This window comes from Nonomuraea sp. PA05 (assembly GCF_008086045.1).
Classification (GTDB): Bacteria; Actinomycetota; Actinomycetes; order Streptosporangiales; family Streptosporangiaceae; genus Nonomuraea; species Nonomuraea monospora.
The window spans coordinates 1-22,853 of sequence record NZ_VSEY01000073.1; the positions used below are offsets into that span (position 1 = coordinate 1).

A 22,853-nucleotide genomic window follows, 5' to 3' on the forward strand; every position below is an offset into this window, starting at 1 on the left:
CGAGGCGAAGCGGGGCGAGGCGAAGCGGGGCGAGGCGAAGCGGGGCGAGGCGAAGCGGGGCGAGCCGGGGCTACGCGTCCGGCGCGGCGGCGGCGACCCGGAAGGACAGACCATCTTGCCAAGCCCAGCTCTGAGGTATGGCCCCCGCCTGGGGACGGCGCAGGTAAGGGCGGGTAAGCCAAACCGACACCCCACCCTGTAGTCGCAGAGAGTAGCGCAACAATTACATAAAGTGATGGACTGGGATGGTCCGCAGCAAACACTCCCGAGAAAGGCTGTACATGTCCACCCCCACCCGCCGGTCCCTCCGCATCGGCGTCCTGGCGCTGACCGGAACGATCCTGCTCGCCCTCACCCCCACAGCCCCCGCACTCGCCGCGAACACCATCGCCGTCAATTCCGCGAAGAAGAAGGACGACACCACGATCCTCATCAACGTCACCTTCACCTGCGACGCGGACGGCCCGAACGCCATCCAGGGCATCGCGCTGAAGGACCGGCCGAACTACGCGACTGCGGTCGCCGGCCCCATCACGTGCGACGGCAAGGGCAAGAACGCCAATGTCCCCGCCAAGCTCGTGAAGGGCGCGGTCCTCAACGTCGGCGACCAGGTCGCGGTCCAGGCCGAGCTGGTCAGGGTCGAGAACAAGAAGATCGTGCAGCGCTACGGCAAGGCCCGCAAGCAGCTCACGGTGGAGCAAGCGCCGCAGCCCTCGCCGAGCCCGTCCCCCACCCCCACCGCCGGCTGAGGCTCAGGAAAGGCTTGCCATGCTCGCCAGCCAGCGGGTCACCTCATGACCCGCATCGCCATCAACGGCCATTCGTTCGACCCGCTCCAGGAGCCCCCCGAGTCGCGTGCCGCCGACGCCTCACGTTCCGACTACGTGCTGGTGCAGGTCGACGGCCTGCTGACCGGCGAGCGCAGGGCGGAGCTGGCCGGGATGGCCGTCGAGGTCCTCGAGTACGTCCCGGACGACACTTACCTGTGCCGCTACCGCCCCGCCGACCTGGAGGCCGTGCGCGCCCTGCCGTACGTGACCTGGGCGGACGTCTACCGTCCCGAGCTGAAGATCGCACCCGCGCTGAGCACGGGGTCGGAGACCGGGCTCGTGGACGTGGTCTTCCAGCACGGCACCGACCCCTCCTCGTCCGGGCTGGCCGAGCGGCTCGCCACCGTCGCCGGCCCCGCGGCCGGCCGGCCGGGGCCGGCCGCGGGCAAGGTGCGCCTCGCCGTGGCCGATGACAAGCTCGCCGAGCTGGCCTCCTGGGACGAGGTGCGCGCCGTGCTGCGGGTGCCGCGTTACGGCCCGGCCAACAACGTCGCCCGGGTCATCCTGAACGCCGACGTCCGCATCGGCGACACGACCTACCAAGGCGAGGGGCAGGTGATCGGCGTCGCCGACACAGGCTTCGACAAGGGCTCCACCACCGACGTGCATCCGGCCTTCACCGGCCGGGTGGCGAAGCTGTACGCCTTCGGCCGCCCGGGCAGGACCGACGACCCGCACGGTCACGGCACCCATGTGTCCGGCTCCGCGCTGGGCAGCATCGACTCCCCGCAGATGGGCGGCAGAATCGAGGGCACCGCGCCGAAGGCCCGCCTGGTGCTGCAGTCCATGCTCGACGAGCAGGGCGAATGGAGCCTGCCAGAAGACCTGCGCCGGCTGTTCGGCCCCGTCTACGACGCCGACGGCGTCCGCGTGCACAACAACTCCTGGGGCACGATCGAGGTCGGGCTGCCGTACGAGTACGGCGGCTGGGAGATCGACGACTTCGTCTGGAACCACCCCGACATGGTCATCTGCTTCGCCGCGAGCAACGACGCCACGGACGGCGACGGCGACGGCGTCATCGACCGCGGAACGGTGGGCGGCGTCGCCGCGGCCAAGAACTGCATCACGGTCGGGGCCAGCGAGAACGCGCGCCCCGACCTCACCAAGACCTACGGTGAGCTCAAGCCGGACGGTTTCCCCGCCGAGCCGATCCGCTCCGACAGGATGGCCGACGCGGCGCACGGCATGGCCGCCTTCAGCAACCGCGGCCCGACCAAGGAGGGCCGCTACAAGCCCGACCTGGTCGCCCCAGGCACCAGTGTGCTGTCCGCTCAGTCCCGCATCGCCGAGCCGGGCACCAACGCCGGCACCTCACGTGACCCGCTGCTGTCGTTCAAGCACGGCACCAGCATGGCCTGCCCGCTGGTGGCCGGCTGCGCCGCCGTCGTCCGTGAGAGCCTCATCGCCAACGGCACCCCGAACCCTTCCGCCGCGCTCGTCAAGGCCCTGCTCATCAACGGTGCGGTCGAGCTGACCGGCCAGTACTCCCCCACCGAGGCGGGCAGCTCGCCCAACCACGACTCCGGTTTCGGCCGGCTCGACCTGGCCCGTGCCGTCATCGTCCCGGGCCGTACTCGCGACGCCGGCTTCCACCAGGGCGAAGCCTTGAGCCAGGGGCAGGAGCGCACCGTCACGATCGACGTGCCCGCGCCGGGCCGCAGCCCGGGCGCCACCCTGAAGGTCACCCTCGTGTGGACCGACCCGCCCGGCGCCGGTCTGCAGAACGACCTCGACCTCGTCGTCCGCGCCGCCGATGGGCGGGAACGCCACGGCAACATGGGCAGCGACCCCGGCTACGACCGTCACAACAACGTCGAGCAGGTCTGGTGGAGCGGAGTCCCGACGGGGCAGGTGACCGTCACCGTCCGCGCCCATCGGATCACCACTCATCCGCAGCCGTACGCCCTGGTGTGGCGGATCACCTAAGTCCGAGGCGAGAAGTCGTTTGCCTCGACCGGCGCCGGGAAGCCGCAGAAGGCATGAAGGCCACATCCAGCGCCGTGCACCGCACCGAGCAGCCACCGGAAGGGCCGACCGAGCTTCACACTCGCTCGTGGTGGGGCGTGCTGAAGCGGACCGGCAAGGAGTTCGGCGACGACAAGCTGACCGACTGGGCTGCGGCGCTGACGTACTACGCGACGTTGTCCCTGTTCCCCGCCCTCCTGGCGGTGGTGTCGCTGCTCGGCGTCTTCGGGCAGTCGGCGACCCGGCCGCTGCTGGAGAGCCTCGGGCCGATGACCCCCGGCCCTGCCAAGCAGATCCTCCAGCAGGTGCTGCTGGCGCTGGAGCAGAGCCAGCGGGCGGCGGGCGTCGCCCTGGTGATCAGCCTGGCCGTCGCGTTGTGGTCCGCCTCCGGGTACGTGGCGGCGTTCATCCGGGTCACGAACGTCGTCTACGAGATGCCCGAGGGCCGTCCGATCTGGAAGACGCTGCCGTTGCGGCTGGGCATCACCGCCGTGCTGGTGGTGCTGATGGCCGTCGGCATTGTCTCGGTCGTCTTCACCGGGAACATCGCCCGGCAGGCAGGCGAGTTCCTCGGGATCGGGCAGACGGCGCTGACCGTGTGGGGCATCGCCAAGTGGCCGCTCCTGGTGGCGGTCGTCATCATCGTGCTGGCCCTGCTGTACTGGGCGGCGCCGAACGTGCGCCAGCCGGGGTTCCGTTGGGTCACGCCGGGCAGCGCGCTCGCCGTGATCCTGTGGATCGTGGTGTCGGCCGCGTTCGGCTTCTACGTGGCGAACTTCGCCTCCTACGGCGCCACGTACGCCGCCATGGGCGGGGTCATCGTGTTCCTGATCTGGCTGTGGCTGTCGAACATCGCCGTGCTGCTCGGCGTGGAGTTCGACGCCGAGCTGGCCAGGGAACGGGCCATCGACGCCGGTCAGCCGCCGGAGCAGGAGCCGTACCTGGAGCCGCGTGACACCAGGAAGATGGACGAGGACGAGAAGCCCTGAGCGGGGAACAATGGCCACGTGGCCTGATCGTGGTCACGCGACCCGCGCAATCACCAGGAGCCCGCTCATGAACCTCGATCATGTACTGGTAGACCGCGACGCCGACTTCGTGACGATCACGATGAACCGGCCGGAGCGGCGCAACGCCCTGTCGATGGCCCACCTGCGTGACCTGATCGGCGCGTTCGAGGCGGCCGGCGACAGCGACGCGTCCGGGATCGTCCTGGCCGGGGCGGGCCCGGTCTTCAGCGCCGGTCACGACTTCGCCGACGTGGCGGAGGCCGACGAGGACGCGGTGCGCGCCCTCCTGGACACCTGCCTCCAGCTCATGGAGCTGATCGAGTCGGTGCCGCAGCCGGTCGTCGCCCGGGTGCACGGCCTGGCCACCGCCGCGGGCTGCCAGCTCGTCGCCACCTGCGACCTCGCCGTCGCCGCCGACTCGGCGGGGTTCGCCGCGCCCGGCGGGAAGGGCGGCTGGTTCTGCCACACGCCCATGGTGGCCATCGCCCGCAACATCGGCCGCAAGCGCGCCGCCGAGCTGGCCTACACCGGTGACACCATCACCGCCGCGCAGGCGCTCGACTGGGGGCTGGTCAACCGGGTGGTGCCCGCGCAAGAGCTCGACGCCGCCGTGCTCGACCTGCTCGGGCGGGCCACGCGCGGGAGCCGCGCGTCCAAGGCGCTCGGCAAACGCACCCTGTACGAGCAGCTTGCTCTGCCGCAGACGGACGCCTACCGGCTGGCCACCAAGGTCATGGCCGAGTCGTCGCAGTCGGCCTCGGCCCGTGAGGGCATGTCCGCGTTCCTGAGCAAGCGCCAGCCGAAGTGGAGCGACTGACGGGCGCCCTCCGGAAGGAAAAATGCGTGGGGCGGCGGCGCGGGCTTGGCGTAGTCTGCGCCAATGCCGCGTGGTGACATTGACAAGATCGCCGAGGAGACCGGGTTCTCGGGGGTGGTCTGGATCGACCGGGCCGGTCAGGTCGAGTTCGCCAAGGCGTACGGGCTGGCCAACCGCGCCTACCGCGTCCCGAACACCGTGGACACCAGGTTCGGGATCGCCAGCGGCAGCAAGGGATTCACCGCCCTGGCGGTGCTCTCTCTGGTCCGTGACGGCGTGCTGGAGCTGGGCACCACCGCCCGTTCCCTGCTCGGCGAGGACCTGCCGCTGATCGCGGCCGACGTGACCGTCGAGCACCTGCTCACCCACACGTCCGGCATCGGCGACTACCTGGACGAAGAGGTCGACACCGACATCACCGCGTACCTGATCGGCGCGGCGCACGAGCTGACCACCACCGAGGCCTTCCTGCCCCTGCTGGACGGGCATCCGGCCAAGTTCAGGGCCGGTGAGCGGTTTTGCTACTGCAACGGCGGGTTCGTGGTGCTGGCCCTGCTGGCGGAGCGGGCCAGTGGCGTCGGCTACCACGACCTGGTCAGGGAACGGGTGCTTCGCCCGGCCGGCATGACCAGGACCGGCTTCCTGCGCTCCGACGAGCTGCCCGGCGACGCGGCCGTGGGCTACCTGCCGCTGGACGGGGTGGATCGCGCCAACGTCTTCCACCTGCCGGTGCTGGCCACCGGCGACGGGGGCATCCACACCACCGCCGCCGACGTGTCCGCCTTCTGGCGCGCCTTCTTCGCCGGGGACATCGTGGCCGACGTGGCCGAGGTGGTGCGGCCGCGCTGCGACGTACCGGAGGAGTCGCTGCGCTACGGCCTCGGCTTCTGGCTGCACGAGAGCACCGACGCGGTGATCCTCGCCGGCTACGACGCCGGCGCGTCGTTCAAGTCCACCCATGACCCGCGCACCGGCACCACCAGCACCGTGCTGTCCAACACCTCCCCCGGCGCCTGGCCCATCGCCCGCGCTCTCACCCCCTGACGGGTGCGCACAGTTCCGCGAAGCGGCGGGCGTCGACGTTGCCGCCCGAGACGATCACGCCGACCCTGCGCGGCAGCTCAGGCACCCGCCCGGACAGCAGCGCGGCCAGCGGCGTCGCGCCGCTCGGCTCGATGACGATCTTCAGGCGTTCGAACGCGAACCGCATCGCCGCGCGGATGTCGTCGTCGCTCACCAGCGCGACGTCGTCCACCAGGTGCTTGTTGATGGAGAACGTCAGCTCGCCCGGGATCTCGGCGGCCTGGCCGTCGGCGATCGTGCGCGGCACCGGGATCGGCACCCGCTCTCCCGCCGCCAGCGACCGCTTGGTGTCGTCGCCCGCCTCCGGCTCCACGCCGGTCACCCGGATCCGCGGCAGCAGCCCCTTGGCGGCCGTGGCGCTGCCGGCGATGAGCCCGCCGCCGCCGACCGGGACGAGCAGCGCGTCGAGGTCCTCGACGTCCTCGATGAGCTCCAGCGCGGCGGTGCCCTGACCGGCGATGACGTGCGGATGCTCGTACGGCGGGATCAGCGTCAGGCCGCGCTCGGCGGCCAGCGCCTCGCCGATGGCCACCCGGTCGCCGGTGTAGCGGTCGTAGGTGACGACCTCCGCGCCGTAGCCGGCGGTGGCCTCCCTCTTCGAACGCGGTGCGTCCTCCGGCATGACGATCACCGCCGTGGAGCCCAGCTCGCGCGCGGCCAGGGCGGCGGCCTGCGCGTGGTTGCCCGAGGAGTAGGCGGCGATGCCCCTGGCCAGTTGCTCCGGCGTGAGCCTCGAAATGGCGTTGTAGGCACCGCGGAACTTGAACGCCCCGATGCGCTGGAAGTTCTCGCACTTGAGGAAGACCTCCGCGCCCACCCGCGCGTCGAGCGTGCGCGAGCGCAGCACGGGCGTGCGGTGCGCGACGCCCTTGAGGCGCGCGGCGGCGTCCTGGACGTCGTCGAGCGTGACCGGCGGTGCGGGATTCGTCATGCTTGGTGCTCCTGCGTCGAGTCGGCGGCGGCACAGCCGACGACAGCGTACGGGGCGCCGGCGCGAACTGCCGCGCCGGCGCCCGGTGAGGCAGGTCTACGGTTCGAGGGTGGCCTCGTCGGCCCAGTGCGCGTCTCGGGGAACAGGGGCCGCAGCGCTCCTGCGAGCCCGCTCAGCCCCAGCCCGGCGGGCGCCACGCCGGTCTGCCGGACGGCGTCCACGACGGGCCCGAGTGTGGCGGCGTCCTGGAAGGGCGGGCACACCGCGACGAGCAGCCGTTCCCGCCCGTTGATCACTTCCTGCACCAGCCGGGTCTTGCCGATGCCCGCCTCCCCCTCGACGAGCACCAGCGCGGACGGGTCCGCCAGTGCGCGGCGCAGCCGCTCCAGCTCCGCGTCGCGCCCCACGACGCGCGGCACACGGACGAGGGGAACGGCCTCCTCTCGTGCGCCAGTCACCGACAAGCCTCACCCTCCGCGGTGCGCGGTGCGCGGAGTGAGGGTCCCGCACCGCCTACCAGCAACGTTCCGGCACGAAGATCTTCCCATTGCAACGTTGCAGGGCGGTAGGGCCCCGGTTCAGACCACCCCGGCCAGGCAGGCCAGTGCGACGGCCACCGCGATGGTGACCACCATCAACGCCTTCACCACGCCTCCCCCTCTCACAGGCAGTACCGCACGAGCCACTCGTCCTCGTCGTAGGCCCCGCGTGCGGGGTCCGGCCGGGTGGCCACGTGCTCTTCGATCGTGTCCTGGAGCCGGACCCGCTCCGGCAGCCGCCCGAAGCGGACCCGCCGCACGGCCGCGGCGATGTCGGATGCCGGCTCCATCTCAGACGGCCTTCGCGTTGATGGTGACCGGGATGTTGCCGCGGGTCGCCTTGGAGTAGGGGCAGAGCTGGTGGGCCGCCGCGCCGAGCTCCTCGGCCGTCCGCTGGTCGACGCCGCCGAGCTCCAGGTTGAGCACCGCGCTGAGGCCGAACTCACCGTCGTCGCCGTGGTTCAGGGTGGCCTCGACGGTGATGGCGGTGCTGGTCAGCCTGATCTTGCGCTGCGCCGCCGCCCTCCTGGTCGCGCCGAGGAAGCAGGCACCCCAGCCGGCGGCGAAGAGCTGCTCGGGGTTGGTGGCGCCGCCGGCGCCACCGAGCTCCTTCGGGATGGCGAGCATCGTGTCGAGCAGGCCGTCGTCGGCCTGGACCCGGCCGCCGTTGCGACCCTCGCCCGTGACGGTGACGACCCCGGTGTAGCTGACAGCCATGGCTTTCTCCCTTTCTGAGCGGTACGCCGGGAGCGCCGTTTTGGCGTCACCGGCTCAACTGGTGACGATTCTGGCATTCCAAATCGTCACCAGTCAAGCCGGTGACGTCGCTCAGGTGGCGCCCGCACCGCGCAGCAGCGTGTCCACCACGACGTCGGCGGCCTGGGCGGCGCTCAGCTCGGGCAGGTCGTCGGCGGCGTGCTCCATCAGCGGCGGCAGGATCGTGGCCACCCAGCCGGGCGGCAGATCGGAGCGCAACAGGCCCTCATCGGTGGCGCGCACCAGGAAGGCGTCCACCGCGTCGATCAGGCGGCGGCGCCGCTCGCGCAGCGTCTCCTCGCGCAGCATGCGGCTGGTCTCCACGGGCCACTTGCGGTTGACGCCGACGATCCCCTCGACGTAGCGGTGCAGCGCGACCGCGACCGGCGCCTCGCGCAGCCGCGCCGCGTCGACGGCCGCCTCGACCGCGTCGTAGCGCGCCTTGTAGACGGCGGCCATCAGCTCCTCACGGGAGGCGAAGCGGCGGTAGACCGTGCGGCGGTCCACTCCCGCCGCCGCGGCTATGGCGGCGATCGTCACCGTGGGGTCGTCCGCTAGCATGCGGGCGCCGGTACTGAGGACACGTTCGAGGTTGCGTGCGGCGTCTGCTCTCACGCACTCAAGGTACCCCCCCACGTAGCACATTCAGCACAATTATGAGAATGTTATGCTCTTAAACGCTACACAGGTGAGGCGGTTCGCGGCCGGGCCGAGGCGCATCCGGCGGCGTCCGGCTTCCCGTTCGAGCTGGCCCGCATCCGGCTGGCGGCCGGCGTCCGGCCGCGGCACACGCAAGGCCCCAAGGTGGCCCGGCCGATCCTGGCGCGCGCCGCCCGCGCGGGCGAGTGATCGACCCGGTCGAATGACTCAGAAGCCGTGGATCGCCCGCCCCGCCGGGGCACGGGCCGCCTGTCGCGGCTGACCGTCATGTGACTGATGTGCTGAGTTCTTCCTGCCGGAAACAGTAGGAGATGTCGCAATTTCGGCGACATGACAGGGAGGACCACCCATGATGAACAGGCGTACCTTCGGCAAGACCCTCGGCCTGGCCACCGGCGCGACAGTCGCCTCGCTGGCGGGTCTGCAGGCGTTCCCGGCCGCCTCCGCCGCCACGCACGGCAAGGCCCCGGTGCTGCCGACGGTTCCGCCCGGCACCCACACGTCCCTGGGCAAGATCAAGCAGGTCAGGGCCGGGGTGCTGGACATCGGTTACGCCGAGGCGGGCCCGGCCCGCGGCCCCGTGGTCATCTGCCTGCACGGCTGGCCGTACGACATCCACAGCTTCGTGGACGTCGCCCCCCAGCTCGCGGCACAGGGCTACCGGGTGATCGTGCCCTACCTGCGCGGCCACGGCACCACGCGGTTCCTGTCCGCGAAGACCGTCCGCAACGCGCAGCAGTCGGCGATCGCGCTGGACATCGTCGCGCTGATGGACGCCCTCAGGATCGACAAGGCCGTGCTCGCGGGCTTCGACTGGGGATCGCGGACCGCCGACATCATCGCGGCCCTGTGGCCGGAGCGGGTCAAGGCCCTGGTGTCGGTGAGCGGCTACCTCATCACGAACCTGGAGGCCAACCTGTCGCCGCTGCCCCCCAAGGCCGAGTACGCGTGGTGGTACCAGTACTACTTCGCCACCGAGCGGGGCAAGAAGGCCATGGAGGACAGGACCAAGCGGCGCGAGCTGTCCCGCCTCGTCTGGGACACCGTCTCCCCATCATGGAGCTTCGACGACGCAACCTTCGACCGCACGGCCGCCGCGTTCGACAACCCCGACTACGCCGCCATCGTGCTCCACAACTACCGCTGGCGGCTGAGCCTGGCCGAGGGCGAGCGCCGCTACGACGCCGTCGAGCGCCGGCTCCAGGCGCGGCCGGTCATCAAGGTGCCGACCATCGTCCTCGACGCGGAGCTCGACCCCTTCTCCGCGCCCGACGACAGCGCCTACCGCGGCATGTTCACCGGCGCCTACGAGTACCGCAGGCTGACGGGCATCGGCCACGACCTGCCGCAGGAGGCGCCCACCGCCTTCGCCCAGGCCGTCATGGACGTGGACCACCTCTGACGACCGAAGAGTCGAATGACTCAACCCGCCGAGGCTGCGAACCCCCTGCTCAGGGCCACCGCACCACCCGCCGGCCTGCACCGGCGCCAGGCCGGGCGCCGGACGGCCCGGCGTCCCGTGACTGACCGTCATGCGACGGATGTGACCACGCCCCCTCCAGGACGACAGTGATGACACCAGATCACTAAAGCCTTGTGAAAGGGGATTCGTCATGGTCAGCATCAAGCGCAGCCGCCGGGTCACGCTGGGAGCCCTGTCGGCGGGCGTAGCGTTCGGCGCCCTCGTGATCGCCGGGCCCGCCCAAGCGGCGGACGGGCCCGCCAAGCCCACCGTCGTGCTGGAGCACGGCGCCTTCGCCGACGCCTCCAGCTGGAACGGGGTGATCGAGAAGCTGCGGAAGGACGGCTATCCCGTCGTCGCCGCGGCCAACCCGCTGCGCGGGCCCGCCAACGACGCGGCGGCGCTGCGCAGCGTCCTCGACCACGTCAAGGGGCCGAAGATCCTCGTCGGACACTCCTACGGCGGCTCGGTCATCAGCGTCGCCGGCGCCGGCGACCCCGAGGTCAAGGCCCTCGTGTACGTGGCCGCCTTCCTGCCCGCCAAGGGCGAGACCGCGCTGGAGCTGACGAACAAGTTCCCCGGCTCCACGCTTCCCGACGCCCTCGACCCGGCGCCGTTCACGCTGCCCGGCAGCGGCACCGGCACCGACCTGTACATCAAGGCCGACAAGTTCCGCCACCAGTTCGCCGCCGACGTGCCGGCCCGCGAGGCCGCGCTGATGGCCGCCACCCAGCGGCCCATCGCCCAGTCCGCGCTGGAGGAGAAGACCGAGGCCGCCGCCTGGCAGGACAAGCCGTCCTGGGACGTCATCACGACCCAGGACCTCAACATCCCCGCCGAGGTGCAGCGCTACATGGCCAAGCGCGCCCACGCGCACGTCACCGAGGTGCGCGCCTCGCACTCCGTCGCCGTCTCCCACCCCGGGACCGTGGCCGCCGTCATCGAGCAGGCCGCCCGCTCCACCCGTTGAGAAGAAGGGTCATCACCATGGACATGAAGCTCGAAGTCGTCGTCCTGCCCGTCTCCGACGCCGACCGCGCCAGGGACTTCTACGCCGGCAGCCTGGGCTTCCGCCTCGACGCGGACTTCCCCATCAAGGACGGCTACCGGATCATCCAGGTCACTCCCCCTGGCTCCGGCTGCTCGATCATCTTCGGCGAGGGCCTCACCGACGCCGCGCCGGGGACGGTCCAGGGCCTGCACCTGATCGTGTCGGACATCGAGCAGGCGCGCAAGGAGCTGACGGACCGCGGCGTCGAGGTCAGCGGCCCGTTCCACGACGCCACCGGCGCCTTCCACCAGGCGGGCGACGCCGACCGGGTGGAGGGCGTGCACCCGCAGCGGGCCAGCTACGGCTCCTTCGCCTCGTTCGCCGACCCCGACGGCAACCGCTGGTTCCTCCAGGAGATCACCGAGCGGCTGCCTGGCCGCTGACCCCCGGCACGACCACACCATGGAGGATCAGTGACGATCGAAGACACCCGTACCTATGACGTGGTCGTGATCGGGGCGGGTCCGGTCGGCGAGAACGTCGCCGACCGGACCACCGCCGCCGGCCTGAGCACCGTCATCGTGGAGAGCGAGCTGGTCGGCGGCGAGTGCTCGTACTGGGCGTGCGAGCCGAGCAAGGCGCTGTTGCGGCCCGCGCTGCTGCGGGCCGAAGCGAGCAGGGTGCCGGGGCTGTCCCCGGCCGCCTCCGGCCCGCTGGACGTCGCCGCCGTGCTGGCGCACCGCGACCGCATGTCCGCAGACTGGAACGACGAGGGCCAGGTCGAATGGCTCAAGACGGCGGGCATCGAGCTGCTGCGCGGGCACGGCCGCCTCGACGGGACGCGGCGCGTGGCCGTGACGACGCCCGGTGGCGGCACCGTCCGGCTGCTGGCCCGGCACGCCGTGGCCGTGTGCACCGGCAGCGGCGCGGCGCTGCCCGACCTGCCGTGGCTCGCCGACCTGCGGCCCTGGACCAGCCGCGAGGCCACCAGCGCCAGGCAGGCGCCGGGGCGGCTCGCCATCGTCGGCGCGGGCGTGGTGGCCACCGAGATGGCCACCGCCTGGCAGGCACTCGGCAGCCAGGTCACCCTGCTCGTCCGGGGCGCAGGGCTGCTGTCGAACATGGAGCCCTTCGCGGGCGAGCTCGTCGCGGAGCGCCTGCGCGAGGCGGGCGTGGACCTGCGGTTCGGGGTGAGCGTGGCCACCGCCGCCCGTACGGGGGGCGAGGTGCACCTGATCCTGTCCGACGGTGACCGGCTCAGCGCGGACGAGCTCCTGTTCGCGACGGGCCGCGCGCCCCGCACCGGCGACCTCGGCCTGGAGACCGTCGGCCTGCCGCCGGGCGACTGGCTCGCCACCGACGACGCCTACACCGTCACCGCCGTCCCCGGCGACTGGCTGTACGCGGCGGGCGACGTCAACCGGCGGGCCTTGTTCACCCATCAGGGCAAGTACCAGGCGCGCATCGCCGGCGCCGTCATCGCCGCCCGCGCCGCCGGGGCTCCCCTGGACACCGGACGCTGGAGCGCCCACTCCGGCACCGCCGACACGGCGGCCGTGCCCGCGGTCGTCTTCACCGACCCCGAGGTGGCCAGCGTCGGCCTGACCACCATGGAGGCCCGGCGCACCGGCCGCCGCGTGGACGTCGTCGACTACGACCTCGGCCACGTCGCCGGGGCGCTGCAGCACGATCCCGGCTACCGGGGCAGGGCCCGCGCCCTCATCGACCCGGAGCGCCGCACGGTCGTCGGCGTCACCTTCGCCGGGCCGGGCGTCGCCGAGCTGCTGCACTCGGCCACCGTGGCGATCGTCGGGGAGACGCCCGTCGAGCGGCTCTGGCATGCCGTGCCGGCCTTTCCCACGATCAGCGAGGTGTGGCTGCGGCTGCTGGAGACATACCGGAACCTTTAGTGCCACTCTTATGGGTATCTTATTCTTATAAATGCTACATTGATGGGGCAGTTAAGAACCGCCTTGGACAAGGAGATCGTCATGGCAAGGACCTGGCTCATCACCGGAGCGTCACGCGGCCTCGGGCGCCGCCTCGCCGAAGCCGTCCTCGAAGCAGGCGACCGCGTCGTCGCCACCGCCCGCAGCCCCAAGCAGCTCGACGACCTGCTCGCCCGCCACGGCGACCAGGTGCGGGCGGTCGCGCTCGACGTCACCGACGCCGCCGCGGCCACCCGCGCCGTCCAGGAGGCCGTGGACGCCTTCGGCCGCCTCGACGTGGTCGTCAACAACGCCGGCTACGGCAACAGCGCCCCCATCGAGGAGATGGCCGAGGACGACTTCCGCGCCCAGATCGAGACCAACCTCTTCGGCGTCGTGAACGTCACCCGGGCCGCCCTGCCCGTCCTGCGCACCCAGCGGTCGGGGGTCTTCGTGCAGTTCTCCTCCATCGGCGGGCGCGTCGGCGGCACCCCCGGCATGGGCGCCTACCAGACGGCCAAGTTCGCCGTCGAAGGCTTCTCCGAGGTGCTCGCCAACGAGGTCGCGCCCTTCGGGGTGAAGGTGATCATCGTGGAGCCGGGCGCGTTCCGTACCGACTGGCAGGGCTCGTCCATGGAGATGCACGCCGTCGGCCCCGACTACGAGCAGACCGTGGGCGCCATCCACCGCTACCGCCGCGAGACCGACGGCGCCCAGTCCGGCGACCCCGCCCGCGCCGCCAAGGTCATCATCGACGTCGTCCGCGACGACGACCCGCCCCGGCGGCTCCTGCTCGGCAGCGACGCCGTCGCCAGCGCCCAGAAGGCGGGCGCGATCCGCGCCGCCGAGACCGAGAAGTGGGCCGACGTCAGCCGCTCCGCCGACTTCCCCGCCGACGAGCGCTGACCGACCAGAAAAGGAGCTATCTCCCATGAACACTCGAACCTGGCTCATCACCGGCGCGTCCAGCGGCCTCGGGCACGCCCTGGCCGAGTACGTGCTCGGCCGCGGCGACCAGGCCGTCCTCACCGCCTCCAGCACCAGGGCCACCACCGAGCTGGCCGCCCGCCACCCGCGTACCGCCCTCGCCCTCCCCCTCGACGTGACCGACCCCGAGCAGCGCGAAGCCGGCGTCAAGCGCGCGGAAGAGCGCTTCGGCGGCATCGACGTGCTGGTCAACAACGCCGGCATCGACTTCATCGGCGCGCTGGAGGAGCAGGAGGAGAGCGACTACCGCAGGCTCTTCGAGGTCAACTTCTTCGGCGCGGTCGCCCTGACCAGGCTCGTCCTGCCCGGCATGCGCGCCAGGGGGCGCGGCGTCGTCGTGAACGTCTCCTCGATGGACGGTCTGGCCAGCCTGCCCGCCAACGGCTACTACTCGGCCAGCAAGTTCGCCCTCGAAGGCTTCACCGAGGCCCTCTGGCAGGAGATCGAGCCGCTCGGCCTGCACGCCATGATCATCCAGCCGGGCTCGTTCCGCACCGGGATCGAGCACCGCACCAAGGCCTCCGGCGTCCCCATCGACGACTACCGGGCGACGGCGGGCGCGTTCAGGGCCATGATGGGCACGCTCAAGCCCGAGATGTTCCCCGGCGACCCCGTGCGGGCGGCCGAGGCGATGTACGAGGCGGCCGTCGCCGAGCGGCCCCGGCACTGGGTCGTGCTCGGCAGCGACGCCCAGCGCAGGATCGACGCCAAGCTGCTGCAGCTCAGGGCGGAGTTCGACGCGGGCAGGGAGGTCGCGCTCGGCACCGACTTCCCGGGCAGCGCCGAGCACGCCGTCCTGTGACCGCCGGTGCGGCAGGTGGTCTGGAGCGGCGACTGCCCGCGCCTCATCCGGCAGGTGGCCGGGAACGGCGGCTGCCCGCGCCTCACCCGACGGGTGGCCGGGAACGGCGACTGCCCGCGCCTCGCCAGGCGAGTGGCCGAGGCGCGGGATACGCCGGTGGCGGGCCGTGCCCGCCCATCAGGCGGCGTCGATGGCCTCGGTGATCTTGCGAGCCATCTCGGTCAGGGTCGGGCCGGGCTCACCCTTCTGACCGCGCAGGCCCGCCTCGACGGCGATCAGTACGATGCCGCGGAAGTTGTCCGCCTCCTCCGGCGCCTGCCGCTTGAGCAGGCTCATCGACTCCGTCAGCGCAGGCAGCACGTGGTCGGCCAGCTCGGCGACGGACTTGCCGTCCAGCGCGATGTCCTTGGACTTCGCGGCCAGCACGTGCCCGATCGGGCCGGTGGCGGAGGCCAGGGCGATCGAGCCCTCGGTCGCGATCTTGTGCGGCGAGCCGGCGGCACCGGCGGCGGACAGCAGCGTGACGGCGCCGTAGGCGGCGGTGCGGAGGGTGGCCTTGTCCTGGTCGGTCAGGTTGAGGGACATGTCGGATGCTCCTGTGGTGGTGTGCGGTTCCGGTGCCGCGTGCGCCGCACCGTTCATGTCCTCAAAGATGACGGAGTTCTCTGATACCGGACTGTCGTCGTGCTGACACGGCCGCTGACACGACTGACGGGGCGCCATGCCGCGACGGCGACTCGCGGTCCCGGATCGCCACCGAGCCCGGGCTGCTGAGCACTCAGGGAGATGCCCGCCACCGCCCACCACGATCGACTGTTGTCATGACAGGCAGAATCGCGTTGGCGGCGATGCTCGTCGTCGCACTGCTCGGCCTCACGCCCCCTGCAGCGGCGGCGCGGTCGGCATGCACCTGGCGGATGCAGCTCCTCCCCGCCCCCGCCGGCACCACCCAGCAACTGGTGGAGGCCACCGACCACAGCGGCGGCTACGCCGGCAGGGCCTACTTCTCCGGCACCGGCTGGCGGATCCTGTACTGGAAGGACGGCCGCGTCATCGACTACGGCGCCTCCGGCCAGGGCGCCGACCGCGTCGTGGGCCAGAACCGCGCCGGGACCATCGCCGGGACGTCCCTCAAGGGCCTCTACGGAGAGCACGTGGTCTCCTTCCGCATCCGGGGCGGACAGCGGGAGATGCTGCCCCCGCTGCCCGGCGCAGAGACGACCAGCAGGGCCGCCGGAATCGCCGACAACGGCGACATCTACGGCAACGCCCTGCTGTGGCGGGGCACCGGCTTCGTGCCCGTGGTGGTGCGCTGGCCGCACGACCGGCCCGGCGTCGTCGAGCAGGTGCAGGGCGTGCCCGACGGCATGGCGCTGATCGACGTGGACGGCGACGGCACCCTGCTCGTCGGCTCAAGGACGGCCTACCCCTGGCCGCACCTGTGGCGCGACGGCCGGGTCACCCGCCTGCCCGAAGCGCCGGACACCCAGCACGGCTACGCCCTGGTGATCTCCGGCGGGCTGGTCGGCGGGTCGCTGCGGCTGGGCTCCGACCCCAACCGGCCCGCCTACTGGGACCGTGACGGCCTGCCGCACCTGCTGCCCCAGAACGCGCAGACGGCGCAGCTCAACGGGAACGGGCTGATCGTCACCTCGCTGACCGGCGCGCCGTTCCAGGTGTGGCGGTACGGGACGTCGCTGGGTCAGCTCGGCGGCGCCGAGTCCGTCACCACGGTCGGGGACGACGACTCCATAGGCGGTTCCACGACTGGTCAGAACCATTTGCCGGCGGCGGCTGTCTGGCGGTGCGGATCGTAGTTAGGGGGTACTTGGGGCAGACGGGGTGGATGTGTCCCACAATGGGGTGATGGCACACCCTCAGCAGCCCCGTCCCCAAGGGCCCTGGGGGCCTCAAGGGAGCCAAGGGTACGGGCCGCCGTCAGGCCAGGGCACCCCCGGCTACGGTCCCCCACAGGCCCCCGGCCCATCCGGCCCCGGTCAGCCCGGCCAGCCGGGATACGGCCCGCCACCTGGGCATGGTCAGCCGGGATACGGTCCTCCTCCCGCGCACGGCCAGCCGGGCCAGCCGGGGTATGGCCAGCCGGGCCAGCCGGGCCAGCCGGGCCAGCCGGGGTATGGGCAGCCGGGCCAGCCGGGCCAGCCGGGGTATGGGCAGCCGGGTTACGGGCAGCCGTCCAACCACGGCCAGCCCGGCTACGGCCAGCAGCCCGGCACAGGCCACAACGGCTATGGCCAGCAGCCCGGCACAGGCCAGAACGGCTATGGCAACCAGGGCGAGCAACCGCCCTACGGCCCCCCGCCGGGCAACCGCAACAGCCCCGTGCTCATCGGCGTGATCGTCGCCCTGACCGCGCTCCTCCTGCTGGGCGGCGGCGCGTTCGGCGCGTACGCCTACATCAACTCCTCCACCGAGGCACCCCCCACCCCCATCGCCCAGCCGACGACCACCCCGCCCACGTCCGCCCCGCCGTCGTCCTCCCCCGAGCCGTCGCCCACGCCGACGACCAGCTCCCCCGAGCCGTCCGGCACACCCAGCGGCAGCGCGGACTCCCCGCTCACGCACACGGAGTTCGGCAACTGGAACTACTCGCTGAAGGGCGAGAAGTACGCGGCCCGCAAGGTCGGCGGCTGGACGTACGACTCGTGCGACCCGCTCGACGCCGAGGGCGTGATGGCCGACAACGACTGCGAGAGCGCTGTCCAGCTCGCCTACACCGCCTACGGCGGCAACCTGAAGGCCGTGCAGGTGATTCTGCAGTTCCCGGGGGCGGCGGACGCCAAGAAGACCGCGACTCAGCTCAAGAACGGCGCGGACGAGAAGGTGGCCTGGCGCAGGAGCAGCGCCCACAGCAGCTTCGCCTACGGCGCGGTCTACTCCGGCGCGTATCTGAACTACGTGGTCGTCACGGTCGTCACGACGAACGCGTCGGCGAAGTCCAAGGCCAGGAAGTTCCACACCGCGATGCAGACCGACCGTGGCATCCACTTCTTCATGAAGCGCCGGGACGAAGAGGTCGTCACGAGTTAGCTCCGCGATGTCAGTGCCCGGCGCTATCGTCCTTGGCCGTGACCGAATCGACGTACTTTCACCGAATCGCTGGATCGGGCCATGCCGTCGGCGGGCTGCGGTTCGAGGCGGGGTCGATGACCGCCCCGGGCCTGCCGTCCGATGCGGACAAGTCCGATGCGTCCTAGCCCCGAGCGGCTGGTCCGCACTCTGGTCGAGGAGCTTCCCCCGCACGACGACCGGGAGGCGGCGGACCGCCGGTGGGCGCTGGAGTGGGTGGACTCGGGCGCGCCGCTGTTCCGCGTGTCCAAGCCCGCGACGCCGCCCATCCACCTCGTCGTGTACGCCGTCCTGGTGGACGAGCGGCGCGACGCTGTGCTGCTCGTCGATCACAGGAAGGCGCAGGCGTGGCTGCCGCCCGGCGGGCACGTCGATCCCGGCGAGGATCCGCGCCGGACGGTGCTGCGCGAGGCCGAGGAGGAGCTGGGCCTCGCCGCCTGCTTCCATCCGGTGCTCGGCCGCGATCCGTTCTTCCTCACCGTGACGCCGACGCGCGGGGCTGACTCGCACACCGATGTGACGCTCTGGTTCGTGCTGGAGGGGGATCAGCGAATGCCGGTCACGCCCGAGCTGCGAGAGTTCGCCGAGGTGCGCTGGTTCGGGCTCGGGGAGGGCGCCCGCTGGGAGGCGGAGCGGTTCGACCCCGGGATGTCACGGTTCGTGGCGAAGCTGTCCGCCGCCCGCCTGCGTCTTCAGGAGGGGACGCCGTGACCCGGCGTCAGACGCTCCACGACCGGCCGCTTTCCCGGTCGCGTCACGGGCGCAGGTCCACGGACAGGTGCGCGGACAGGGCGCGCAGGAAGTCGGCCGCGTCGAAGATCTCACCGGCGGAGACGACACCCACCGCCTTGGTCCGCCCGGTGAGGATTCGCTCGACCGCCTCCACCACCAGCGGCGCGGTGACGGCGTAGATGTCCTGCCCTGTCGCCACGGCCCGCCGCTCGTCCCCGCCGGAGCGCACGACGACGTCCACCAGGAAGGTCTGCGCCGACCGCCCCGACTCGTCGGCCGGCGCCGGCGCCGGGCTGTCCGGGGCGACGACGTCCTTGGCGGCCTCGACCGTCATGTACGTGCGCACCTCGGGGATGGGCAGGTGGCTGGGCACGGTGACGACGTCCGCCATGGTGAACTCGCCGATGACGGCACGCGTCCCCATCGGCTCGGGGAACGCCCACTCCAGGGTGGGGGCCTGGTCGTCGCGGTACTCCAGCCGCCCGCCCGAGAAGCGGACGCGCCGGCCGTCGCGCCGTTCCCGGGAGATCACGCCGGAGGCGCGCGTCCCGGCGGTGGGGTGCCAGTTGCTCAGGCCGTAGGCGATGTGCGCCTCGTCGGCCGACGTCCAGTCGCCCATGGCGGCGGTGACCAGCAGGTCGCCGAGGCCGCCGTAGAAGGCCATCGCGGGCACGACCACCGCTCCCGCCTCGCGGGCGCGGTCGGCGAAGTGCGCGAACGTGTCGGCGTTGGCCTCGATCTCGGCCGCCACGTCCACGTACGGGATGCCGGCGCGCAGGGCCGCCTCGATCACGGGGGCACCGGTCACGGCGAAGGGCCCGGCGGCGTTGATCACGGCCGCGGTGCCGGCGAGCGCGCGGTCGAGCGCGGCCGGGTCGTCGGCCGACGCCGGGCGGGCCTCCAGCCCCGTCTCGTACGCCTGTGCCTTCAGCTTGTCGGCGTCACGTCCGGACAGCACCGGGACGAACCCACGCGCCTGCAGCTCCGCCACCACGAACCGGCCGGTGTGCCCGTACGCGCCGAAAACCGCCACCATCTGCCCCGCTGCCATGGGTTTCTCCCTCAATCGGCTGATCTGATGTGAACATCCTGGCAAGATCCCCCCGATCGCACGAGCGTCCGGAACGCCATTACCCATACAATTCCGGACATGCACACAGTCGCGCTGGCGGTCACCGACGGCATGCTGCACTTCGAGCTTTCCCTGGCGTACGAGGTCTTCGGGAGCGACCTGTCCCATCTGGCCGATCCCTGGTACGACTTCGTGGTCTGCGGGCAGGGCCCCGTGCGGGCGGGCAGGTTCCAGCTGGCGCCCGACCACGGCCTCGACCATCTCTCCCGCGCCGACACCGTGATCGTCCCCGGCTGGGCCGACGTCGACGTGGATCCGCCCGCCGAGCTGGTCGAGGCGGTGCGCGCGGCCCACGAGGCGGGCGCGCGCGTGGCGTCCCTGTGCACGGGCGCGTTCATCCTGGCCGCCGCCGGCCTGCTGGACGGCAGGCGGGCCACCACGCACTGGGCGCACACCGAGGTCCTGGCCGCCCGCCATCCCCAGGTGGAGGTGGACCCGGACGTCCTGTACGTGGATCACGGCAGCGTGCTCACCTCCGCGGGCAAGGCCGCCGCCATGGACCTGTGCCTGCACCTGGTCCGCCTCGACCACGGCTCCTCGGTCTGCAACGCGGTCGCCCGCCGCCTCGTCGTGCCGCCGCACCGGGACGGCGGCCAGTCCCAGTTCGTCACCACCCCGGTGCCCGCGCCGGACAACCATCCGCTGGCGGAGCTGTTCCCCTGGGTGATGGAGCGGCTGGACCATCCGCTGAGCGTGGAGGACCTGGCCCGCCAGGCGCGGATGAGCGCGCGCAACCTGGGGCGTCACTTCAGGTCGGTGACCGGCACCACGCCGCTGCAGTGGCTGCTGATCCAGCGGATCCGCCACGCCCAGCAACTGCTGGAGACGACCGACGACAGCGTGGACACGATCGCGGCGGCCACCGGCATGGGCACCGCCACGACCCTGCGCCGCAACTTCAACCGCACGGTCGGCGTGCCTCCCGACACCTACCGCCGCACCTTCCGCTCCCGCGCCCACCCCCTGCGGACGCACTAGCCAAGAGAGCGGCCACCCCCTGCGACCGCACTAGCCAGGAGAGCGACCACCCCCTGCGACCGCGCTGACGAACCCTAGGGGAGCAACAACCCCCAGTACAGCGCCCAGGGCAGGAACACGACGCCGCCCGCGACGAGCACCCCCAGCCGCACCCGCTCGCCGCGTTCCGTCACCCGCCGCCACCGCACCGCCGTGAGCACGGTGGCGACGACGGTCACGACCGCGACCGCCTGGAGCGCGAGCCAGAGCAGCGGCCGATCCCCCACGAGAGGCCCGGGCGAGGCCAGCTTCCCGCCGGTCATGACCACGTAGAACAGGTAGGCGAACCCACCCACCGGCGCAACCAGCCCGCCCGCGCTCGCCAGCCGCGCCGCCTTGACAGGCGCGACGGCCGGGCCACGCCCGATCCGCCGACCCAGGGCGACGTCCGGGCCGCGCCTGACCCGCCGGACCAGGGCGACCACGGGGTACCCGCCGAACGCCACCAGGAACAGCACCAGCGCCAGGAGCTGCACGCCGGCCGACTCCCACCAGGCGGTGGGCGGCACCCCGGCGGTGTCGCTCGCCTGCTGCGGCTCCGGCCCGGACACCTGCGCCACGGGCGCGCGGCCGGAGGTGGCGTCGCGTACCCACGTCCCGACCAGCTCGGCGTAGCCGGGCGCCAGCTCGGGCAGCCGGGTGACGCCGCCGTCGGGCGTCAGGTGGGCGGCGTGATCGGCGCCGGGGAAGAACCGGAACGTGTAGCGGCGGTTCCCGCTGCTCTCCAGCGCCTCGGCGAACAGCGGCGGCGACTCCCTGGGCGGGGTGAGCAGATCGTGCACCCCCCAGATGCCGAGCACGGGCTGCCGCAACCGCTCGATGACCGGCTCGGGGTCGTGGTACGGCTCGGGGAACAGGCCGCCGTCCGCGATCACCCGGTACAGGTTGGGCTCGGCCCGGTCCACCAGCGACCCGCCCGCGCCCGCCTTGCGCAGCCCCGCCGCCACCGCCCAGGCCTGCTGACGCAGGGGGTTGAGCGCGTTGGCGCCGACGAGGATGACGAAGGCGATGTCCGAGGTGCGGGTGGCGGCGATCGGCGCCACCCAGCCGCCCTCGCTGAGCCCCCAGATGCCGACCTTGGCCGGATCGACGCCGGGCTGGTGCCGCAGCGTCTCGACGGCGCCCAAGGCGTCCGTGGCGAGCTGCGCGTACGACCGCTCGAACGTCGAGTAGCCCACCGAGCGCTTGTCATAGACGAGCACGGACAGGCCCTGCCGGGCGAAGGCCACAGCCTCGGCCAGCAGCTTCTCGCGGGGGGTGCCGGTGCCCGCGCCGTGCACCAGCACGACCCCGGGCCGTCCGGCAGGCGCGTCCGGCAGGCTGATCACGCTGCCGCGCAACTCCAGGCCGCCCTCGCCGCGAAAGCTCACCTCGGTGGAGGTCAGGTCACCCGGCAGCGCGGGCGGCGCGGCGGCTTGGGCGGGCGGCGGGAGAACGAAGAACACGGCCAGAGCCGCCATAAGGATCTTCCTCATATCGCCGAGACTAGTCTGCAGAGAACTCTCGGCAAAGGAATGTCTGCAGATATCGTTCTGGAGGATTAGCCTGCTCCTCATGAAGGATGACGAGCCGTACGTACTCGACGACCCCGACCGGCTCAAGGCGCTGGCGCACCCGATGCGCCGCCGCATGCTGACCCATCTCAACGTGCACGGCCCCGCCACCTCCACCACGCTCGGCGAGCTGCTCGGCGCCAAGACCGGCACCACCAGCTACCACCTGCGCCAGTTGGAGAAGTACGGCTTCATCGAGGAGATCCCCGAGCGCTCGACCGGCCGCGAACGCTGGTGGCGCCGCGCCCGCATCCCCAGGGATATGCGCCTGCCCACCCCCGACCAGGTCGCGCCGGAGGACAGGCCGGTGCTGGAGGAGTTCCACCGGATCGGCTACGAGGAGGACCGCGCCCTGTTCGAGCGCTTCCCCGCCGCCTACCGGGCCGACCCGGGCTGGGCGCGGGGCTCGCGCGGGCTGGCCCGCATGACGAAGCAGGACCTGGACGCGTTCTACGAGGAGTACATCGCCCTGCTGCTGCGCTACAGCCGCCCGGCCGACGGGGCGCCGCCGGATGCGCGCCCCGTCCACGTCCGCTTCTTCACCCTGCCCGCCGACGAGAGCTGAGGG

Annotated in this window: 25 protein-coding genes; 16 read left to right on the forward strand and 9 right to left on the reverse strand. The window is 72.0% G+C overall.

The genetic code is table 11. The features are described from left to right. Nucleotides 1-281: 281 nt before the first annotated feature. From FXF51_RS57190 to FXF51_RS57210, 5 genes are all read left to right on the forward strand, one after another. On the forward strand, nucleotides 282-749 hold the full coding sequence (locus tag FXF51_RS57190) for a hypothetical protein (protein ID WP_148443284.1): 468 nt from the start codon (nucleotides 282-284) through the stop codon (nucleotides 747-749). A 45-nt stretch (nucleotides 750-794) separates the two neighbouring features. After that, a complete protein-coding gene (locus tag FXF51_RS57195; protein WP_148443285.1) occupies nucleotides 795-2,759 on the forward strand; it encodes a S8 family serine peptidase in 1,965 nt (654 codons plus the stop codon). Between the two features lie 53 nt (nucleotides 2,760-2,812). After that, nucleotides 2,813-3,787, forward strand: coding sequence for a YihY/virulence factor BrkB family protein (locus FXF51_RS57200; protein WP_148443286.1), 975 nt, complete (start codon nucleotides 2,813-2,815; stop codon nucleotides 3,785-3,787). Between the two features lie 67 nt (nucleotides 3,788-3,854). Then, nucleotides 3,855-4,625: an enoyl-CoA hydratase-related protein gene (locus FXF51_RS57205; RefSeq protein ID WP_222871948.1), complete on the forward strand. Its 771-nt coding sequence runs from the start codon at nucleotides 3,855-3,857 to the stop codon at nucleotides 4,623-4,625. 63 nt (nucleotides 4,626-4,688) lie between these two features. Next, entirely contained in the window at nucleotides 4,689-5,669 is a 981-nt protein-coding gene (locus FXF51_RS57210) for a serine hydrolase domain-containing protein (protein WP_148443288.1), read from the forward strand. On the opposite strand, the gene FXF51_RS57215 is transcribed toward FXF51_RS57210, so the two are convergent. From FXF51_RS57215 to FXF51_RS57230, 5 genes are all read right to left on the reverse strand, one after another. Continuing rightward, a complete protein-coding gene (locus FXF51_RS57215) occupies nucleotides 5,659-6,639 on the reverse strand; it encodes a threo-3-hydroxy-L-aspartate ammonia-lyase (protein WP_148443289.1) in 981 nt (326 codons plus the stop codon). The genes FXF51_RS57210 and FXF51_RS57215 overlap by 11 nt on opposite strands. Continuing rightward, on the reverse strand, nucleotides 6,636-7,097 hold the full coding sequence (locus tag FXF51_RS57220; protein WP_262380576.1) for an ATP-binding protein: 462 nt from the start codon (nucleotides 7,095-7,097) through the stop codon (nucleotides 6,636-6,638). Before FXF51_RS57220 ends, FXF51_RS57215 begins: the two co-directional genes overlap by 4 nt. A 203-nt stretch (nucleotides 7,098-7,300) precedes the next feature. After that, nucleotides 7,301-7,468 carry a hypothetical protein gene (locus tag FXF51_RS61600; protein ID WP_187415148.1) on the reverse strand — a complete coding sequence of 56 codons (168 nt, stop codon included), beginning with the start codon at nucleotides 7,466-7,468 and terminating at the stop codon, nucleotides 7,301-7,303. 1 nt (nucleotide 7,469) lies between these two features. Further along, nucleotides 7,470-7,895 carry an organic hydroperoxide resistance protein gene (locus FXF51_RS57225; protein ID WP_148443291.1) on the reverse strand — a complete coding sequence of 142 codons (426 nt, stop codon included), beginning with the start codon at nucleotides 7,893-7,895 and terminating at the stop codon, nucleotides 7,470-7,472. A 111-nt stretch (nucleotides 7,896-8,006) separates the two neighbouring features. Beyond that, nucleotides 8,007-8,549, reverse strand: coding sequence for a TetR family transcriptional regulator (locus FXF51_RS57230; protein WP_148443292.1), 543 nt, complete (start codon nucleotides 8,547-8,549; stop codon nucleotides 8,007-8,009). Between the two features lie 394 nt (nucleotides 8,550-8,943). On the opposite strand from FXF51_RS57230, the gene FXF51_RS57235 reads away from it, so the two are divergent. The 6 genes from FXF51_RS57235 (at nucleotide 8,944) to FXF51_RS57260 (ending at nucleotide 14,764) form a co-directional block, all read left to right on the forward strand. Next, nucleotides 8,944-9,996, forward strand: a complete 1,053-nt coding sequence (locus FXF51_RS57235) for an alpha/beta fold hydrolase (RefSeq protein WP_148443293.1) — start codon at nucleotides 8,944-8,946, stop codon at nucleotides 9,994-9,996. Nucleotides 9,997-10,207: 211 nt separating this feature from the next. Next, nucleotides 10,208-11,026, forward strand: a complete 819-nt coding sequence (locus FXF51_RS57240) for an alpha/beta fold hydrolase (RefSeq protein WP_148443294.1) — start codon at nucleotides 10,208-10,210, stop codon at nucleotides 11,024-11,026. 23 nt (nucleotides 11,027-11,049) lie between these two features. After that, nucleotides 11,050-11,490 (forward strand): VOC family protein, encoded by a 441-nt coding sequence (locus FXF51_RS57245; protein ID WP_262380577.1) that lies wholly within the window; start codon nucleotides 11,050-11,052, stop codon nucleotides 11,488-11,490. Nucleotides 11,491-11,520: 30 nt separating this feature from the next. After that, nucleotides 11,521-12,957, forward strand: a complete 1,437-nt coding sequence (locus FXF51_RS57250) for a dihydrolipoyl dehydrogenase family protein (RefSeq protein WP_148443296.1) — start codon at nucleotides 11,521-11,523, stop codon at nucleotides 12,955-12,957. An 81-nt stretch (nucleotides 12,958-13,038) separates the two neighbouring features. After that, complete coding sequence (locus tag FXF51_RS57255; protein WP_148443297.1) at nucleotides 13,039-13,881, forward strand: oxidoreductase; 843 nt, start codon at nucleotides 13,039-13,041, stop codon at nucleotides 13,879-13,881. 25 nt (nucleotides 13,882-13,906) lie between these two features. Continuing rightward, nucleotides 13,907-14,764, forward strand: a complete 858-nt coding sequence (locus FXF51_RS57260; RefSeq protein ID WP_148443298.1) for an SDR family NAD(P)-dependent oxidoreductase — start codon at nucleotides 13,907-13,909, stop codon at nucleotides 14,762-14,764. Nucleotides 14,765-14,941: 177 nt separating this feature from the next. Here the strand turns inward: FXF51_RS57260 and FXF51_RS57265 are convergent, their stop codons facing one another. Continuing rightward, nucleotides 14,942-15,349, reverse strand: coding sequence for a hypothetical protein (locus tag FXF51_RS57265; RefSeq protein ID WP_148443299.1), 408 nt, complete (start codon nucleotides 15,347-15,349; stop codon nucleotides 14,942-14,944). Between the two features lie 236 nt (nucleotides 15,350-15,585). On the opposite strand from FXF51_RS57265, the gene FXF51_RS57270 reads away from it, so the two are divergent. Next, nucleotides 15,586-16,581, forward strand: a complete 996-nt coding sequence (locus FXF51_RS57270; protein ID WP_148443300.1) for a hypothetical protein — start codon at nucleotides 15,586-15,588, stop codon at nucleotides 16,579-16,581. A gap of 121 nt (nucleotides 16,582-16,702) precedes the next feature. Here the strand turns inward: FXF51_RS57270 and FXF51_RS61605 are convergent, their stop codons facing one another. Continuing rightward, nucleotides 16,703-17,065: a hypothetical protein gene (locus FXF51_RS61605; protein ID WP_187415149.1), complete on the reverse strand. Its 363-nt coding sequence runs from the start codon at nucleotides 17,063-17,065 to the stop codon at nucleotides 16,703-16,705. A gap of 51 nt (nucleotides 17,066-17,116) precedes the next feature. Between FXF51_RS61605 and FXF51_RS61610 the strand changes: the two genes are divergently transcribed. Both FXF51_RS61610 and FXF51_RS57280 read left to right on the forward strand, forming a co-directional pair. Then, nucleotides 17,117-17,812, forward strand: a complete 696-nt coding sequence (locus FXF51_RS61610; protein ID WP_187415150.1) for a hypothetical protein — start codon at nucleotides 17,117-17,119, stop codon at nucleotides 17,810-17,812. Between the two features lie 156 nt (nucleotides 17,813-17,968). Further along, nucleotides 17,969-18,562, forward strand: coding sequence for an NUDIX hydrolase (locus tag FXF51_RS57280; RefSeq protein WP_148443301.1), 594 nt, complete (start codon nucleotides 17,969-17,971; stop codon nucleotides 18,560-18,562). Nucleotides 18,563-18,605: 43 nt separating this feature from the next. Here the strand turns inward: FXF51_RS57280 and FXF51_RS57285 are convergent, their stop codons facing one another. Beyond that, nucleotides 18,606-19,634, reverse strand: a complete 1,029-nt coding sequence (locus FXF51_RS57285; RefSeq protein WP_148443302.1) for a saccharopine dehydrogenase family protein — start codon at nucleotides 19,632-19,634, stop codon at nucleotides 18,606-18,608. A 99-nt stretch (nucleotides 19,635-19,733) separates the two neighbouring features. On the opposite strand from FXF51_RS57285, the gene FXF51_RS57290 reads away from it, so the two are divergent. Continuing rightward, the gene (locus FXF51_RS57290; RefSeq protein ID WP_148443303.1) at nucleotides 19,734-20,693 is read left to right on the forward strand and encodes a helix-turn-helix domain-containing protein; all 960 of its coding nucleotides are present in this window, start codon (nucleotides 19,734-19,736) and stop codon (nucleotides 20,691-20,693) included. A 74-nt stretch (nucleotides 20,694-20,767) separates the two neighbouring features. On the opposite strand, the gene FXF51_RS57295 is transcribed toward FXF51_RS57290, so the two are convergent. Further along, on the reverse strand, nucleotides 20,768-22,207 hold the full coding sequence (locus FXF51_RS57295; RefSeq protein WP_222871949.1) for an alpha/beta hydrolase family protein: 1,440 nt from the start codon (nucleotides 22,205-22,207) through the stop codon (nucleotides 20,768-20,770). Between the two features lie 79 nt (nucleotides 22,208-22,286). Between FXF51_RS57295 and FXF51_RS57300 the strand changes: the two genes are divergently transcribed. Next, a complete protein-coding gene (locus tag FXF51_RS57300) occupies nucleotides 22,287-22,850 on the forward strand; it encodes an ArsR/SmtB family transcription factor (RefSeq protein ID WP_148443304.1) in 564 nt (187 codons plus the stop codon). Nucleotides 22,851-22,853: the final 3 nt, after the last annotated feature.